Raw genomic sequence first — 14,570 nt, 5'->3', positions numbered from 1 at the left:
CCTACCACCGCCGTCGACGACAGGACGCCCTCGGCCGGTTGACCCCCATCGAGTACGAGACCATCATGACCACGCCAGCCACCCAGGCTGCGTGACCCAACCTGTCACCTATCCGTGCAGCAGACCCATGAGTCGCGTCGTCAATTCAACCGCCGAAGGGCTGACAATCCTGGGAATCGAGCTGCTCGGCGGTTCGGCAAGGTACGAAATCGGAGGGCAGCATGCCTTCGCAGTTGTCCACGTCACGTCCGAAGAGCCATCGATGGAAGCCTTGCTGCAGGCCGTCCCTGGAGCGGTTCACGGGCTCCGCCACTCCGCGAACCTCTTCTGGTCAGAAGTCCGTGCTCTTCTTCCCACCGCCGTCGTCATCAAGGAGCGACCGAAGATCAGAGTGCTGGCGTACGCGCCGTTCGCCGAGGAGCGGGCGAGGCCATATCTCGGCCCACTAGAACTTGCATACGCACTCGTGTCCGGGGCTGGACCCGCCTCCGGTGCGGACTTGGCGGTGCGGGCGGCGAAACACCGATTCACCGTCGAGCGGCCGGACTGGAGCTGTCTCGTGCTTCGTGACGGCGCTGCGTTCGTTTCGCATCAGACAACCCAGGAGGACTTCTCTGCAGTTCTGAGGGTATTGGTTCACTCGGTCCACCTCGACGCCTTGCTGTTCGCCTTGGTTCAGCGGTGTCTCATGGACGATGCCGGCCGACAGACGACAACGGTGGGGCTCGAGGACGCCAGTGCCCTCGTTGATCTGGAGAGGGCGCACTTCGAGTTCAAGCGGACGTACTGGCGCACCTCTTTGACGGATAAGCGTTCTGCGCCACCTGACATGGTCCTTCGGGAGTTCCAGGAACAGCTCCTCACCGCTCGTGACGTCATGGAGGTGGAGGTACGGGTCCAAGAGGGGGCCCGGCTCGCACACTCGCTGCTGGAAGCGGGACAGGAAGAGGCTCAGCAACGTCTCAACCGTCTTGTTCGAACGGTTTCTGTGGTGATCGGGGCATTTGGCCTGTCCTTCGCTGCGGCGCCGGTGGTCGCCGAGCCCAGCTGGAGTGCATTCGGAGCGGCTGTACTTGCCGGGGCCGGTGGGGCAGCGGTTGCCCAACTCGTGCTGTGGAGAGTCGACCGTCGTCAGAGCAGCACGGGTCGTGCGTCCGAACGGCGCGCCGGCTCTCCTTGAGGTCCAGGACTCCGACGCCAGACTCCGGTACCAGCCCCATCACCCCAGCACGCAGATGTACTTCGGCGGACAGTGGACGAGCGCAAACTCGCCGCTCAACTAGCCTGGCATGAGCCGCGTGGTCGAACGGTCTTAGGCGACCGCGCGGACGTCCCGTCACTGGGCTGGCGTCGGAGCGGCGTCAGGCGCGGTGTAGTGCCGCACGTGAGATGACGGCGTCGGCCACCCGGTCTACGGACCCCGGGGCGGCGTCGAGGTAGAGGTTGGGCTCGACCGCCTCGAGCTCCATCAGCAGGGGAGCGCCGTCGTCGCCGGCAACCATGTCGACCCGCGCGTAGAGCGGGACGTAGCGGAAGCGGTCGGCGACCGCCTCGACGATCCGGGCGGCGAGGCGCAGTTCAGCGTCGGTGGCCGCCCCGGCGGTGACCAGGTCGGGGTCGTACATCGCCTCGGCGGCGCCCAGCCCGTCCGCCCGGAGGGGCGCGATCTCGTCGGCGCGTAGCACGGCGCGCTTGCGCAGCACGTGGCTGACCTCGTTGTCGACCAGCACGACGGCGGTCTCGCCGCGTGTGTCGACGGCGCGCTGGTACGGCTGGATCATCGCCGTCCGGCCGCTGGCGTGGATGCGCTCGACCAGCCCCCGCGCGAGGTCGTGGGTGGGCGGGCTGAAGCGGCCGGTGTCCCGCGCCCCGGCCGACACGGTCGGCTTGACCACCACCTCGTCCCGGAGCACGGGGAGCGGGTCACCCGGGGCGACGTAGAGAGTCGGAACCACCGGGACCCCGTCGTCGGCGAGGTCCTGGAGGTAGCGCTTGTCGCTGTTCCAGCGAACCAGGTCTGGCGCGTTGTGGAGCCGGTCGCCGATCGCGTCCGCCCAGGCGACGAACTCCTCGCGGCGCGCGGAGTAGTCCCAGGTCGAGCGGATGACGACGGCGTCGAAGGCGCGCCAGTCCACGCCCGGCTGGTCCCACGGGAGCCGGATGACGTCGGCGCCACGGAGGCGGAGAGCCTCCGCGAGCCGATGGTCGTCGTCGAAGCTCGGCGGTATCGCCGAGATGGTGGCGATGGCAATCTGCACCTGCCGAGGGTATCGGCGGGTGGGCGTCGCTCAGCGCGCCGGCGGGGCGCCGACCTCCAACGGCAGGTTCTCATCGGCGGCCCACTCCGTCATCGACCCGTCGTAGACGGCGACGTCATCGCGGCCCAGGCGGGCGAGGTTGAACGCCAGGTACGTCGCGGCGATGCCGCTGCCGCAGTAGGTGACGACCTTCTTGTCCTCCTCGAGCGCGCCGGCCGCCTCGAACGCCGGGCGAACCTCCTCGACGTCGCGGGCTCCGCCGTCGGGGGATACGAGCTCGCCGAAGAAGACGTGGCTGGACCCGGGGATGCGACCGGGGCGGGCGTAGGTGACCCGGGTGCCCTCGAAGGTCGGGCGGTCGAGGGAGTTGACGAGCTGGACATCGTCGCGCTCGAGCGCGACGAGGACGTCCTCCTTGCGTGCGAGCAGCTCGGGGCGGCGGCGGGCGGTGAACGTCGCGGCCGGGCGGGTCTCCTCGCCGGTGACCACGGGGAGGCCGGCGTCGCGCCAGGCGCGGAAGCCGCCGTCGAGCACGGCGACGTCGTCGAAGCCCTCCAGGCGCAGGTTCCACCACAGGCGGGTGGCCCACATGTCCGCGCCCTGGTCGTAGACGACGACGCGGGTGCCGTCGCCGACGGCCGAGGGCGCCGATCCGCGCGGCGAACGTCTCGGAGTCGAGGGCGGTGAACGTGGTGGGGGCGCCGGTGTCGGCGAGGTCGGTGAGCAGGTCGGCGAAGACCGCGCCGGGGACGTGGCTCTTGCGGTAGGCCTCGCGGCCGGAGGCGACGTCGTAGTAGCCGTCGCCCTCGGGCTGAGTGAGGAAGGTGGTGGCGTCGACGACGACCAGGTCGGGGTCGGCCAGGTGGTCGTGGAGCCAGGCGGTGTCGACGAGCAGCGGCAGAGTAGTCATGGCCTCGACGTTACGGACGGGATCGGCGCTCCCGCGCGGCGAGCCGGGATCGGTCTCGGTGAGTGGACTGCGGCTGTCGTGGTCGACGGACCGTCGGAGTTCTGCGCGCGAGACGGGGCGGACGATACTGCTCTGGGCGCTGGTGATGTGGCGCTCTTGGCGCCAAAATGGCGCCATGGCGACGATCCAGATCAAGAACGTGCCGGAGGAGACGCACGCCGTCCTCCGGCGGCGGGCCGCGGCGGCGCACATGTCGATGCAGGAGTACCTCCTCAGCCGCCTGATCGAGGAGGGATCCCGCCCAACGTTGGACGAGGTGCTCGACCGGGCAGGCGGCCGAGCCGGCGGTGCGGTCCCGCTCGCGGACGCGGTGGCCGAGCTGCGGAGCGAACGTGCTGGTCGTTGACGCCAGCGTGCTCGTCGTCGCGCTCGCCGACGACGGTCCGGACGGGGACGCCGCCAGGCAGCGGTTGCGCGGCGAGCGGATAGTCGTGCCCGAGCTCGCCGATCTTGAGGTCGCCTCCGTGCTCCGGCGCCACCTCCGTGCGGGCTCGCTGGACGAGAGGCGCGCGCGCCTGGCGCTCGAGGACCTGCTCGCCTTTCCCGCCGAGCGAGCACCGCACGGACCGTTGCTGGACAGGGCGTGGGAGCTGCGCGGGAGTCTGACGGTCTACGACGCCGTCTACGTCGCGCTCGCCGAAGCGCTCAACGCGGTGTTGGTGACTGGAGATCGGCGGCTCGGCAGGGCGCCGGGCCCGAGATGCTCGGTGGAGCTCCTCAAACCGTCTGTCTGAGAGGCGAGTTCGACCGCGCCGGACCTCCCTGAGCGGTGGCCGATAGCCTCCTTCCATGTCCGTCGAGAGCCTGGCCGAACAGTTCCTCACCCTCCACCGCCCCGGTGCTCCGCTGCTGCTGCCCAACGCCTGGGACGCCGGGTCCGCGAAGATCCTCGCCGAGCTGGGGTTCGCGGCGATCGCGACGACCAGCAGCGGCTTCGCCGCGACGCTGGGGCGGCGCGACGGCGACGTCACCCGGGAGGAGGCGCTGGCGAACGCGGCCGACCTGGTTCGCGCGGTCGGCATCCCGGTCTCGGCCGACCTGGAGAACGGGTACGCCGACGAGCCGCGGGACGTCGCCGAGATCGTGAGCGCCGCGCGGGACGTCGGGCTGGCTGGGTGCTCGATCGAGGACTACACCGGCCACGACGATGACCCGATCTACGACGCTGGACTGGCGCGAGAGCGGATCTCGGCGGCCGCCGGGGCGTCCGGCTCGCTGGTGCTCACGGCGCGGTGCGAGAACTACCTCCACGGTCGACCGGTCCTGCCCGAGACGCTCGTCCGGCTGCAGGCCTACCAGGAGGCGGGCGCCGACGTCCTCTACGCACCAGGGCTTACCGACCTCGGCGAGATCCGCACCGTCTGCGCGGAGACGGACCGCCCGGTCAACGTGCTGCTGGTCCGGGGCGGGCCGTCACCCGCGGAGCTGGCCGACGCAGGCGTCGCCCGCATCTCGGTGGGCGGCACCTTCGCCTGGAACGCGCTCGCCGGGCTGATCGAAGCGGCGCGCGAGCTGCTCGACGGCGACACCGCCTTTCTCGACCGCGCGGTGCCCGCGCGCCAGATCATCGACTCGGCGTTCCGCTGAGGGGAGGCCCGCCAGAAGCCCTACACCCCTGACGAGCTGATCCTCATGGAGAAGCGCCTCGCCGTGTGAAAACGGCGAAAAGGGGATGCTGATACCGTCCTCGGCAATGCGCGCGAACAACGGCTGGGACGATCCCGACGGAAACTCCCGCGCCGACGCGCCGCTCTCCGAGCAGCTGCGCGAAGGCACGCGCGCCGAGCACAGGGCCGCCGAGTCGCAGGACTTCGTGGAGAACCTCCTCGCCGGCGACCTCGACGTCGCCGCCTACGCCGACCTCGCCGCCCAGCAGCTCGAGATCTACCGGGCCCTCGAGGACGCGGCCCTGCCGGTGCGGCGGGACGCGCGCGGCGCCGGCCTCGCGTTCGCCGAGCTGGAGCGCGTGCCCTCCATCGAGCGCGACCTCGCCCACCTCCACGGCGCCGGCTGGCGCGAGCAGATCCGCATCCTGCCGGCCACCCTCACTTACGCGGCGCGGCTGCGCGACGCCGGAGGCAGTCTGCCCGAGTACGCCGCGCACGCCTACACCCGCTACCTCGGCGACCTCTCCGGCGGCCAGATCATCAAGCGGATGATGCAGCGCCGCTACGGCATGGGCGCCGAGGGGCTGGCGTTCTACGACTTCCCCGAGATCCCGAAGGCCAAGCCGTTCAAAGACCTCTACCGCGAGCGGCTCGACGCCCTCGGCCTCGACGCCGCGGAGACCGCCCGGGCCGTCGCCGAGGCGCAGCAGGCGTTCCGTCTCAACCGCGCGATGTTCGCCGAGCTCGGTGCCGAGCATGCCGTTCGTGGTGGTGCGGAGCGTCGCGGGGCGCGGGCGGACGTGGCATGACGGGCGAGCGCGGGGCGAAGGCGGAGGGCGAGGCCGGGGTGGGCGACGGCCCGGGGATGGACGGCGAGGCTGGGACGGACGGCGGGGCGATAAGGGGCGGCGGGGCTGGGATGGGCAAGGACGCGACGGTGGACAACGGGACGACGGCGGACGCGCTGGAGCTGGAAGCGTGCGAGGCCGAGCCGATCCGCGTGCCCGGCAAGGTGCAGTCGCGCGGCGTGCTGCTCGTGGTCGACGACGGCGTGGTCGTCCAGGTCTCGGAGAACCTGCCGGAGCTGCTGGGCGTCGCCGTCGACGACGCGCTCGGCCGCCCGCTCGCGGAGGTGCTGGGCGCCGAGGCGGCGTCGGGCGTGCGGCTGGCCGAGAGCCCCGCCGGCGGGCCCCTCGGGGACTCGCTGCAGCAGCTGACGATGCACGGCCGCGAGTGGCTGGTCGCCTCCCACCTCGGCGGCGACGGCTCGGTGCTGGTGGAGGCCGAGCCGGTGCCCGCAGCGACCGGCGACGGCGAGCCGACTACCGCGGTGTTCCAGCAGACCCACGCCGTCCTGCGGGAGGCGGCCACGGCGTCGAGCGTGGAGGAGATCTACGCCCTCGCGGCGACCGGGGTGCGCCGGCTGACCGGGTTCGACCGCGTGATGGTCTACCGGTTCGACCGCGACTACAACGGCCAGGTGGTCGCCGAGGACGTCCGGGAGGACCTCGAGCCGTACCTCGGGCTGCACTACCCGGCCTCGGACATCCCCGCCCAGGCGCGGGCGCTGTACGAGAAGAACTGGCTCCGGCTCATCTCGGACACCGAGGCGCCCACCGCCCGCCTCGTGCCCGAGCTGCACCCGCGCACGGCGGCGCCGACCGACCTGACCTTCGCCACCCTGCGTGCCGTCTCCCCCGTGCACGTGGAGTACCTGCGCACCATGGGCGTGCGCTCCTCCATGTCGATCTCGCTGCTCAACGAGGGGCGCCTGTGGGGCATGGTCGCGTGCCACCACGTCTCCGGCCCGCACACCCCGTCGCTCGAGGTGCGCGCCGCGGCCGAGACGCTGGCGGCCGGGCTGTCCCTGCAGGCGGTGGTCCGCGCGGCGGCGGACCGGGCGCACCACGCGCAGGCCGTCGCCGACGAGCTGCGCCGCCTGGTCGGCGTCGCGGAGACCGAGCCGCTGGCCGAGGCCGTCGCCCAGCCCCGCCTGCTGGAGCTGCTCGACGTCGACGGGCTGATGCTGCGCGTCGGCGGCGCCTCGGCCGCCGTCGGGCTCCTGCCCGGCGACCCGGACCGCGTGGTGCGCGCGCTGGTTGACGCAGGCGGTTCCGCCGTCGCCGAGACGGCCGGCGTCCTCACCTGCGACGCGCTCCCGGCGGCGCTGCCCGACCCCGACGGCGCCCTCGGCGAGGTGGCCGGCGCCCTGGTGGTGCCGCTGCCCGAGGGCGACGTGCTGGCCATGTTCCGCCGCGAGGTGGCGCGCGAGGTCGCGTGGGGCGGCGACCCGGGGGAGAAGCCCGTCACCGTGGGGGACGACGGCGTCGCCCGGCTCGGTCCGCGCCGCTCGTTCGCCCGGTGGCAGCAGGTGGTGGAGGGGACGTCGCGACCATGGTCGGTGGAGGACGTCGAGGCGGCCGTCGCGGCGCGCCGCCTCGTCGTCGAGGTGCTCTACCGCCGCACCCGGCCCGACCTGGGAGCCGCGCTGGCCCTGCAGCGCTCGTCGCTGCCCGACCGTCTGCCCCAGCCGGCCGGGTGGCACGTCGCCGCGCGGTACCGCCCCGCCGACGGCGGCCGGGTCGGCGGCGACTGGTACGACAGCTTCGAGCTGGCCTCGGGCTGCCTCGCCCTGGTGGTCGGCGACGTCGCGGGGCACGGGCTCGCGGCGGCGTCGTCCATGAACCAGCTCCGCAACGGGATGCGCTCGCTCCTCGTGGCGCACGACGGCGCGGTGGGGCCGGCGGTCGAGGCGCTGGACCGGCTGGCCAAGCAGCTGCTGCCCGAGGAGATGGCGACGATGTGGGCGGGGGTGCTCGACCCGGCCACCGGCGAGGTCGAGTACGTCTGCGCCGGTCACATGCCCCCGCTGCTGGTGCGCGACCACCACGCCACCTGGGCGGAGGTCGTGCGTAACCCGCCGCTGGGGTTCCTGCGCGAGCGTCCCCGCGGCGGCACGCTGACCGTCGCGCCGGGGGAGTCGCTGCTGCTCTACTCCGACGGGCTGGTCGAGCGGCGGGCGGACCCGATCGTGAGCCGGCTGGAGGAGCTGCGGGCCACCACCGAGGTCACCCTGGACCTCGAGGTGCTCGAGCACCGGCTGGCCGGGCTGGAGTCGGAGGACGACGCGACCATGCTGCTGGTCACCGCCGACTCCTGAGCCGCGGCACAGTCCACCGACGCCGCTCGGGCGGAGTTTCAGGGCCGCCGACCCCTGGATCGGCACCGGTCGAGGAGCGATGCTGTGCGGGTGGGCATCGAGGACGTGCTCGCCGGGGCACGAGCGGGTGTCAGGCGGCTGCAGCCGCCGGAGGTGGTGGCGGCGGTCGCCGCCGGAGCGCTGCTGGTCGACACGCGCACCGAGTCTCAGCGACGCGAGCAGGGCGAGCTCCCGGGGGCGCTGGTGATCGACCGGACCGTGCTCGAGTGGCGCCTCGACCCGGCCTGCCGCTGGCACATCCCTGAGGCCACCAGCTACGACCTGCAGGTCGTGGTGGTCTGCGGTCACGGGTACAGCTCGAGCCTGGCGGCTGCGTCGCTGCGTGCGGTGGGCCTGCACCGGGCCACCGACATGGTCGGCGGCGCCGCGGCGTGGCGGGCCGCCGGCCTGCCGATGAGCCAGGGGCCGGCTGACGTTCGACGTTGAGATGCTGGCCGCACAAGCCCGCGCGCGGGCGCTGGTCGACCAAACCCGACCGGACGCGCGGCGTCAGGGCGTCGGCGCGGCCCTGGCCCTCGGCATCGCGAGCACCGCCGCGGCGGTGAGGACCGCAGCGACGACGGCGGCCGTGAACACCGCGCTCGTGGCGTCGGCGATCGCGCCCGGCCCGTGGTTGCCGAGCCGGGCGTAGACGGCGTTGGAGAGGGCCCCGAACACGGCGACGCCGAACGCGCTGCCGACCGAGCGGGCGAACATGTTCGTCCCGGTGACGACCCCACGCTCGGCCCACTCCACGCTCGACTGCGCCGCGACGATGCTCGGCGTCGAGGTCAGGCCGAGACCGAGGCCGACGACGAAGCACGCCGCCGCCACCCCGAGCACGGTGGGGGAGAGCATGACGACGACGGCGAGCAGGGCCGTGCCGGCGACGACGACCGCGATCCCGATGAGGTTCGTCGCCCGGAAGCCCAGCCGCAGGTAGATGCGCCCGGCCTGCGAGGCGGCGATCGGCCAGCCGATGGTGAGTGCGGCCAGGGCGAGGCCGGCGACGATCGGCTCGGCGCCCAGGACGCCCTCAAGGTAGGTGGGGACGTAGGAGGTGAGCCCGAGGAGGATGGCGCCGACGCCGAAGGCGATGAGCGTCGTCGTCAGCAGGAGGCGCCGGGTGAGGACGAAGCCGGGCAGGACCGGCTCGGCGGCCCGGCGTTCGACGAGGACGAAACCGGCGAGCAGGATGGCGCCGGCGGCGACCGTGGCGATGCCCACCGGGGAGCCCCACGCCCACGAGTGCCCGCCCTCGAGCAGCGCGAGCATGAGCAGGCTCAGGGCCACCGTGAGCAGGACCGCGCCGAGGACGTCGACCTTGTGCCGCTGCCGGTGGACCGACTCGTGGAAGGACCTGCCGAGCATCCAGGCCGCGAGGAGGCAGACCGGGACGTTGACGAAGAAGATGGCGCGCCAGAGCCCCAACGACGCGAAGACGCCGCCGAGGGTGGGGCCGAGGACGGAGGAGACCGCCCAGACGCTGGCGAGGTAGCCCTGGACCTTGGCCCGCTCGGCCACCGTGTAGATGTCCCCGGCGATCGTGATCGCCATCGGCTGCACCGCTCCCGCCCCGAGCCCCTGCACGAGGCGCGCGACGATGAGCACCGGCATGCTCCACGCGAACCCGCATAGCACCGACCCGAGGAGGAACAGCCCGATCCCGACGAGGACGACCGGCTTGCGCCCGACCATGTCGGAGACCTTGGCGTAGACCGGCACCGTGACGGCCTGGGCGAGCAGGTAGCTGGAGAACAGCCAGGGGAAGGACGTGAACCCCCCGATGTCCGCCACGATCGACGGGATCGCCGTCGCGACGATCGTCGCGTCGATGGCGATGAGCGCCGTGGTCAGCATCAGCGCAACGAGGACGGGGCCCCGCTCCGAGCGGAAGCCGACGTCGCGCACGGCAGCCGACGTCGTCGAGTCTCTGGCCTTGTTCATCGTCCCCGTCGGCGGTCTGGTCGCGGCTGGTCAGGGGACGCACCCTACGCCGACCTTCCGACGGCGGCTCGGGGCCTCGTCGTGGGCCGGGAGCCGGTCGAGGCGCGGGCCTCGTCGCGGCCCGGGAGCCGGTCGAGCGGGGGCGGCCGGGCGTCGCCGTCGGGCGCGGTCGGAGAGCCGGTCGCACGGCGTGCGCGATGAACCTCGAAGTGCTTGGCTTTCGCCGTTGAGCACCTCCGGGGGACCTCGTTCTCCAGCGGAAGGAGCGGTTCGTGAGCGAACCGGCAGAGATCCAGCGCCCCGTGCGGGACGACAGCGTGGAGCAGTTCGGCTACAAGCAGGAGCTGCAACGCTCGCTGACGTTCGCCGACCTCCTCATCTACGGGCTCATCTTCATGGTGCCCATCGCCCCGTTCGGCATCTTCGGCAGCGTCTACCAGGGCTCCGGCGGCATGGTGGCGCTCGCGTACGTCATCGGCATGGTCGCGATGATGTTCACCGCCAACTCCTACGCCCAGATGGCCCACGCCTTCCCCATGGCCGGCTCGGTCTACACCTACGCCGGCCGCGGGATCCATCCGTCGGCCGGCTTCCTCGCCGGCTGGGTGATCATGCTCGACTACGTCCTGGTCCCCGGCCTGCTCTACCTCGTCGCCTCCGTGGCGATGAACTCGATCGTGCCCGTCGTCCCGGTGTGGGTCTGGATCATCCTGTTCATCGTCCTGAACACGGTCGTGAACTACATGGGCATCGAGATGACCGCGCGCGTCAACAAGATCATGCTCATCGGCGAGCTCATCGTGCTGGCGATCTTCATCGTCATCGGCGTGGTCGCCGTCGCGCAGGGGAAGGGCAACGGGTTCAGCTTCGACGCGTTCTACAACCCCGAGACCTTCCAGTGGAGCGTGATCCTCGGGGCGGTCTCCATCGCCGTCCTCTCGTTCTTGGGCTTCGACGGCATCTCCATGCTCGCCGAGGAGAACAAGCAGGAGTCTCGGCAGATCGGCCGGGCCATGGTCGCCGCCCTCCTGGTGGCCGGCGCCCTGTTCATCGTTCAGACGTGGGTGGCGTCCATGCTCGTGCCCAACACGGACGCTCTCCTGACCGAGGGCGACCCGGCCGGGACGGCGTTCTACGACGCCGCCGCCGTCGCCGGGGGCGGGTGGCTGGCCGTCCTGACCGCCCTCGCGACGGCGATCGCCTGGGGCTTCGCGAACTCGCTCGCGGCCCAGGCCGCCACCTCGCGGCTGCTCTACGCGATGGCGCGCGACGGCGAGCTCCCCAGGTTCCTGGCGAAGGTCCACCCGACGCACCGCGTGCCGGTGAACGCCACCTTCGTGGCCGCCGGCGTGTCCCTGCTCCTCGGGCTCTACATGTCCACGCGCGGCGACGGGATCGCCCTGCTCTCGACCCTGGTCAACTTCGGGGCGATGACCGCCTTCCTGGTCCTGCACGCCGCCGTGGTGAACCACTTCGTCGTGCGGAACCGGTCGACGGACTACCTGCGCCACCTGGTGATGCCGATCATCGGGTTCGCGATCCTGCTGTTCGTCGTCATCAACGCCTCGATCGCCGCGCAGACCATCGGCCTGATCTGGGCCGGGATCGGCGTCCTGATCCTCATCGTCCTCAAGGCGACCAAGCGCGAGCCCGAGCTCGCCGGGATGGAGCACCAGCCATGACCGAGGTCTTCCAGCTGCACCCCGAGCCGGACCAGTACTCCTTCACCTTCGGCGGGAAGGAGCCGATCCTCACCGTCCCGCCCGGATCCGTCATCGAGCTGAGCACCGAGGACTGCTACGGCGGGCAGGTCCGCTCGGTGGACGACCTGCCCTCGGTCGTGTGCAAGTTCCCGTTCCTCAACCCCGTCACCGGACCCATCGCCGTCGAGGGCGCCGAGCCGGGCGACATCCTCGCGGTGCACCTGGCCGAGGTGCGGCCCCGGCGGGACTGGGCGGTCTCGTCCACGTTCCCGCACTTCGGCGCGCTCACCACCACCCACACGACGGCGATGCTCCACGACGCGCTCGAGGAGCGCGTGTGGATGTACGAGATTGACGCCGAGGCGGGGACGTGCCGGTTCTCCGCCCGGAACTCCGACTACGTCGTCGACCTGCCGCTCGACCCCTTCCACGGGACCATCGGCGTGGCCCCCGACGCCTTCGAGCGGATCGTCACCGTGACGCCCTCCTTCCACGGCGGCAACATGGACACCCCCGAGACCCGCGCCAGGGCGACGGTGTACTTCCCCGTCTTCGTCGACGGCGCCCACCTCTCCCTCGGGGACGGGCACTGCCGGCAGGGGGAGGGCGAGGTCTGCGGCACCGCCGTCGAGGCGGCCATGGCGACCACGATCGTCGTCGACCTCATCAAGGGCTCGGCCCCGATCGCGACGCCACGCATCGAGGACGACCGATTCATCATGACCACCGGGTCGGTCAGGCCGCTGGAGGACGCGTTCCGCCTCAGCCAGACCGAGCTCATCCGGTGGACCGAGAGCCTCACCGGCATGGACACCCTGGACGCCTACCAGCTGGTGAGCCAGGCGGGGCTGGCGCCCGCGGGGAACGTCGTGGACACGAACTACACGATGGTCGCGAAGCTGCCCAAGACCGTCCTCGACGGGGCGTCGGTGTGGGACGACGTCCACGCCCGGCTCCGGCGCACCGGCGAGGAGCACCTGCGAGGCCGGTAGGGCCGGCGTGGCCGCAGGGTGAGGGCCGCGGGGACGGGGCACCGCCGGAGGCGCACCGCCCTGGCGACGCCAGGGGCCTAGGTCCCTGTCCCCGGTCGCGCGCTGGGCGTATGCCTGACCCCATGAGGCGCGTCGTGGTGGACCGCTTCGGCGGTCCCGAGGTCCTGCGGGTGGTGCAGAGCCGCGATCCGCGGCCGGGTACGGGGGAGGTCCTGGTCAGGGTCCTGGCCGCCGGGGTGTCCTTCACCGACGCGCTGCTGCGCGCCGGCACGTATCTCGGTGTGCCCAGACCGCCGTTCACGCCGGGGTACGAGCTCGTCGGCGTCGTCGATGAGCGGGGGCCGGGCTGCTCGCGGCTGCGGGTCGGGGACCGGGTGGCCGCGCTGACCGCGTACGGCGCCTACGCGGAGGACGTCTGCGTGCCGGAGACCGAGGCGGTGGAGGTGCCCACGGATCTCGACCCGGCGGAGGTGGTCAGCCTCGTCCTGACCTACACGACCGCTTACCAGCTCCTGCACCGTTCGGCCCGGGTCCGCCGCGGCGAGACGGTGCTCGTCCACGGCGCGGCGGGGCGCGTGGGCACCGCGGTGCTGGAGCTGGGCGCCCTGGCCGGCGTGCGCCTGTACGGGACGGCGTCGGCGCACGACCGTGGCGCCGTCGAGCGGCTCGGCGCCGTCGCGATCGACTACCGCAACGAGGACTTCGTGGCCCGGGTGCGTGAGCTGACCGGCGCGGGCGTGGACGTGGCGCTCGACGGCTTCGGCGGCACGATCTCGCTGCGTTCCTTCCGTGCGCTGCGGCCCGGCGGCCGGCTGGTCCTGTACGGCCACTACGCCACGATGGCGGGCGGACGGAAGAGCTGGCGGGGCTGGTTCGAGTGGTACGGGACGACGGCGGCCGTGGCGCTCCGGGGCCTGCTCTCGCCGGGCCGGCGCGTGCTGGTCTACCGGATCCAGAAGCTGCGGGACAGTCGCCAGCTGCTGCCCGTGGCGCCGCGCCGTCCGGCGCGTCTGGTCGGCGGAGGGCCTCGGCACCCCGACTGGTTCCGCGAGGACTTCCTCGCGCTGGTCGACCTGCTCCGCAGGGGCGACATCCGTCCCGTCGTGGCGGAACGGCTCCCGCTGTCGGACGCACGCCGCGCCCACGAGCTGCTCGAGAGCTCGGCGGCCAGGGGGAAGATCGTCCTGGTGCCGTGACGTCCGCTGATGAGCAGGCGAGTCGTGGTGGGAGATTTCGACGGGCTCGAGACCGGCTGGGTCCTTGGTCCCACCCCGGGACGAGGCCGAGAGTGGTCCCATGGTGAGAAGACCCAGCGGCGGGGCGACCCGCTCCGCCGGGAACTCGACCTGAACGGGCAGGTGGCTCCGATGGCACGACTGCACAGGCGCCCGGCCGTGGTGATGCTGCTGGCCGCCCTCGGCGTGGTGGCAGCGACCGGCACGGCGTCGGCCGATCCCACGGACCCGCCGGGCCACAGCGACTTCGGCAAGCACGTGGTGGAGCACAACGAGCACTTCGACGGCGAGCACAACCCGGGCGTCGTGCACCAGGGGTACTCGAACTGGGAGGGGCACGATCACGGCTGAGGCCGGGACCGAGGTGGCTGATGTTCAGCTGGGACCACATGGGCTGGTGGATGGGCCTGGGCTGGCTCTGGGTCATCCTGCTGGTCGTTCTCGTCGGTGTCGTGGTGCTGGTCGCAGTGCTGGCGCGCGGGCAGAGCGGCGGCGCCCCGCGCACCCCTGAGCAGGGCCGCAGCAGCGCCCGGGCGATCCTCGACGAGCGGTACGCCCGCGGGGAGATCGACACCGCCGAGTACCAGGAACGGCTGCGCGCCCTGGGCGGGAAGTAGCGTGCGTGGGCGCGTCCTGGGCGAGAAGGAGCGCGCGACAGG

The 14,570-nt window shown here is 72.2% G+C and carries 14 protein-coding genes and 1 pseudogene; 12 read left to right on the top strand and 3 right to left on the bottom strand.

From position 1 onward, the window contains the following. Nucleotides 1-127 precede the first annotated feature (127 nt). Nucleotides 128-1,180, top strand: a complete 1,053-nt coding sequence (locus ABD774_RS10300) for a hypothetical protein (RefSeq protein WP_345040631.1) — start codon at nt 128-130, stop codon at nt 1,178-1,180. Between the two features lie 181 nt (nt 1,181-1,361). Here the strand turns inward: ABD774_RS10300 and ABD774_RS10295 are convergent, their stop codons facing one another. Together ABD774_RS10295 and ABD774_RS21845 are read right to left on the bottom strand one after the other, a co-directional pair. After that, entirely contained in the window at nt 1,362-2,258 is an 897-nt protein-coding gene (locus ABD774_RS10295) for an ATP-grasp domain-containing protein (RefSeq protein WP_345040629.1), read from the bottom strand. Between the two features lie 30 nt (nt 2,259-2,288). Further along, nucleotides 2,289-3,168: pseudogene (locus ABD774_RS21845) on the bottom strand (sulfurtransferase). A gap of 175 nt (nt 3,169-3,343) precedes the next feature. Between ABD774_RS21845 and ABD774_RS10280 the strand changes: the two are divergent. The 6 genes from ABD774_RS10280 (at nt 3,344) to ABD774_RS10255 (ending at nt 8,481) form a co-directional block, all read left to right on the top strand. Further along, nucleotides 3,344-3,574, top strand: coding sequence for a FitA-like ribbon-helix-helix domain-containing protein (locus ABD774_RS10280; protein WP_345040627.1), 231 nt, complete (start codon nt 3,344-3,346; stop codon nt 3,572-3,574). Beyond that, the gene (locus ABD774_RS10275) at nt 3,561-3,962 is read left to right on the top strand and encodes a type II toxin-antitoxin system VapC family toxin (RefSeq protein WP_345040625.1); all 402 of its coding nucleotides are present in this window, start codon (nt 3,561-3,563) and stop codon (nt 3,960-3,962) included. Before ABD774_RS10280 ends, ABD774_RS10275 begins: the two co-directional genes overlap by 14 nt. 55 nt (nt 3,963-4,017) lie before the next feature. Further along, nucleotides 4,018-4,815, top strand: a complete 798-nt coding sequence (locus tag ABD774_RS10270) for an isocitrate lyase/PEP mutase family protein (RefSeq protein WP_345040623.1) — start codon at nt 4,018-4,020, stop codon at nt 4,813-4,815. Between the two features lie 106 nt (nt 4,816-4,921). Next, nucleotides 4,922-5,644 carry a biliverdin-producing heme oxygenase gene (locus tag ABD774_RS10265; RefSeq protein ID WP_345040621.1) on the top strand — a complete coding sequence of 241 codons (723 nt, stop codon included), beginning with the start codon at nt 4,922-4,924 and terminating at the stop codon, nt 5,642-5,644. After that, nucleotides 5,641-7,995 (top strand): SpoIIE family protein phosphatase, encoded by a 2,355-nt coding sequence (locus ABD774_RS10260; protein ID WP_345040619.1) that lies wholly within the window; start codon nt 5,641-5,643, stop codon nt 7,993-7,995. Before ABD774_RS10265 ends, ABD774_RS10260 begins: the two co-directional genes overlap by 4 nt. Before the next feature lie 54 nt (nt 7,996-8,049). Continuing rightward, entirely contained in the window at nt 8,050-8,481 is a 432-nt protein-coding gene (locus ABD774_RS10255) for a rhodanese-like domain-containing protein (protein WP_486327295.1), read from the top strand. 63 nt (nt 8,482-8,544) lie between these two features. Here ABD774_RS10255 and ABD774_RS10250 read toward each other — a convergent pair whose 3' ends face one another. Then, a complete protein-coding gene (locus ABD774_RS10250; protein WP_345040614.1) occupies nt 8,545-9,981 on the bottom strand; it encodes an MFS transporter in 1,437 nt (478 codons plus the stop codon). A 272-nt stretch (nt 9,982-10,253) separates the two neighbouring features. Here ABD774_RS10250 and ABD774_RS10245 point away from each other — a divergent pair, with 272 nt between their 5' ends. The 5 genes from ABD774_RS10245 (at nt 10,254) to ABD774_RS10225 (ending at nt 14,528) form a co-directional block, all read left to right on the top strand. Next, the gene (locus ABD774_RS10245; protein ID WP_345040612.1) at nt 10,254-11,663 is read left to right on the top strand and encodes an APC family permease; all 1,410 of its coding nucleotides are present in this window, start codon (nt 10,254-10,256) and stop codon (nt 11,661-11,663) included. Beyond that, nucleotides 11,660-12,676 carry an acetamidase/formamidase family protein gene (locus ABD774_RS10240; protein WP_345040610.1) on the top strand — a complete coding sequence of 339 codons (1,017 nt, stop codon included), beginning with the start codon at nt 11,660-11,662 and terminating at the stop codon, nt 12,674-12,676. Before ABD774_RS10245 ends, ABD774_RS10240 begins: the two co-directional genes overlap by 4 nt. 122 nt (nt 12,677-12,798) lie before the next feature. Beyond that, nucleotides 12,799-13,872: a medium chain dehydrogenase/reductase family protein gene (locus tag ABD774_RS10235; protein ID WP_345040608.1), complete on the top strand. Its 1,074-nt coding sequence runs from the start codon at nt 12,799-12,801 to the stop codon at nt 13,870-13,872. Between the two features lie 171 nt (nt 13,873-14,043). Next, nucleotides 14,044-14,262, top strand: coding sequence for a hypothetical protein (locus ABD774_RS10230; protein ID WP_345040606.1), 219 nt, complete (start codon nt 14,044-14,046; stop codon nt 14,260-14,262). Between the two features lie 20 nt (nt 14,263-14,282). Continuing rightward, nucleotides 14,283-14,528 carry an SHOCT domain-containing protein gene (locus ABD774_RS10225; protein ID WP_345040604.1) on the top strand — a complete coding sequence of 82 codons (246 nt, stop codon included), beginning with the start codon at nt 14,283-14,285 and terminating at the stop codon, nt 14,526-14,528. The last annotated feature ends 42 nt before the right edge of the window (nt 14,529-14,570 follow it).

The sequence above is a fragment of the Georgenia daeguensis genome (assembly GCF_039537705.1).
In the GTDB taxonomy this organism is placed as follows: domain Bacteria; phylum Actinomycetota; class Actinomycetes; order Actinomycetales; family Actinomycetaceae; genus Georgenia; species Georgenia daeguensis.
This window is presented reverse-complemented; position numbering and strand designations above follow the sequence as displayed.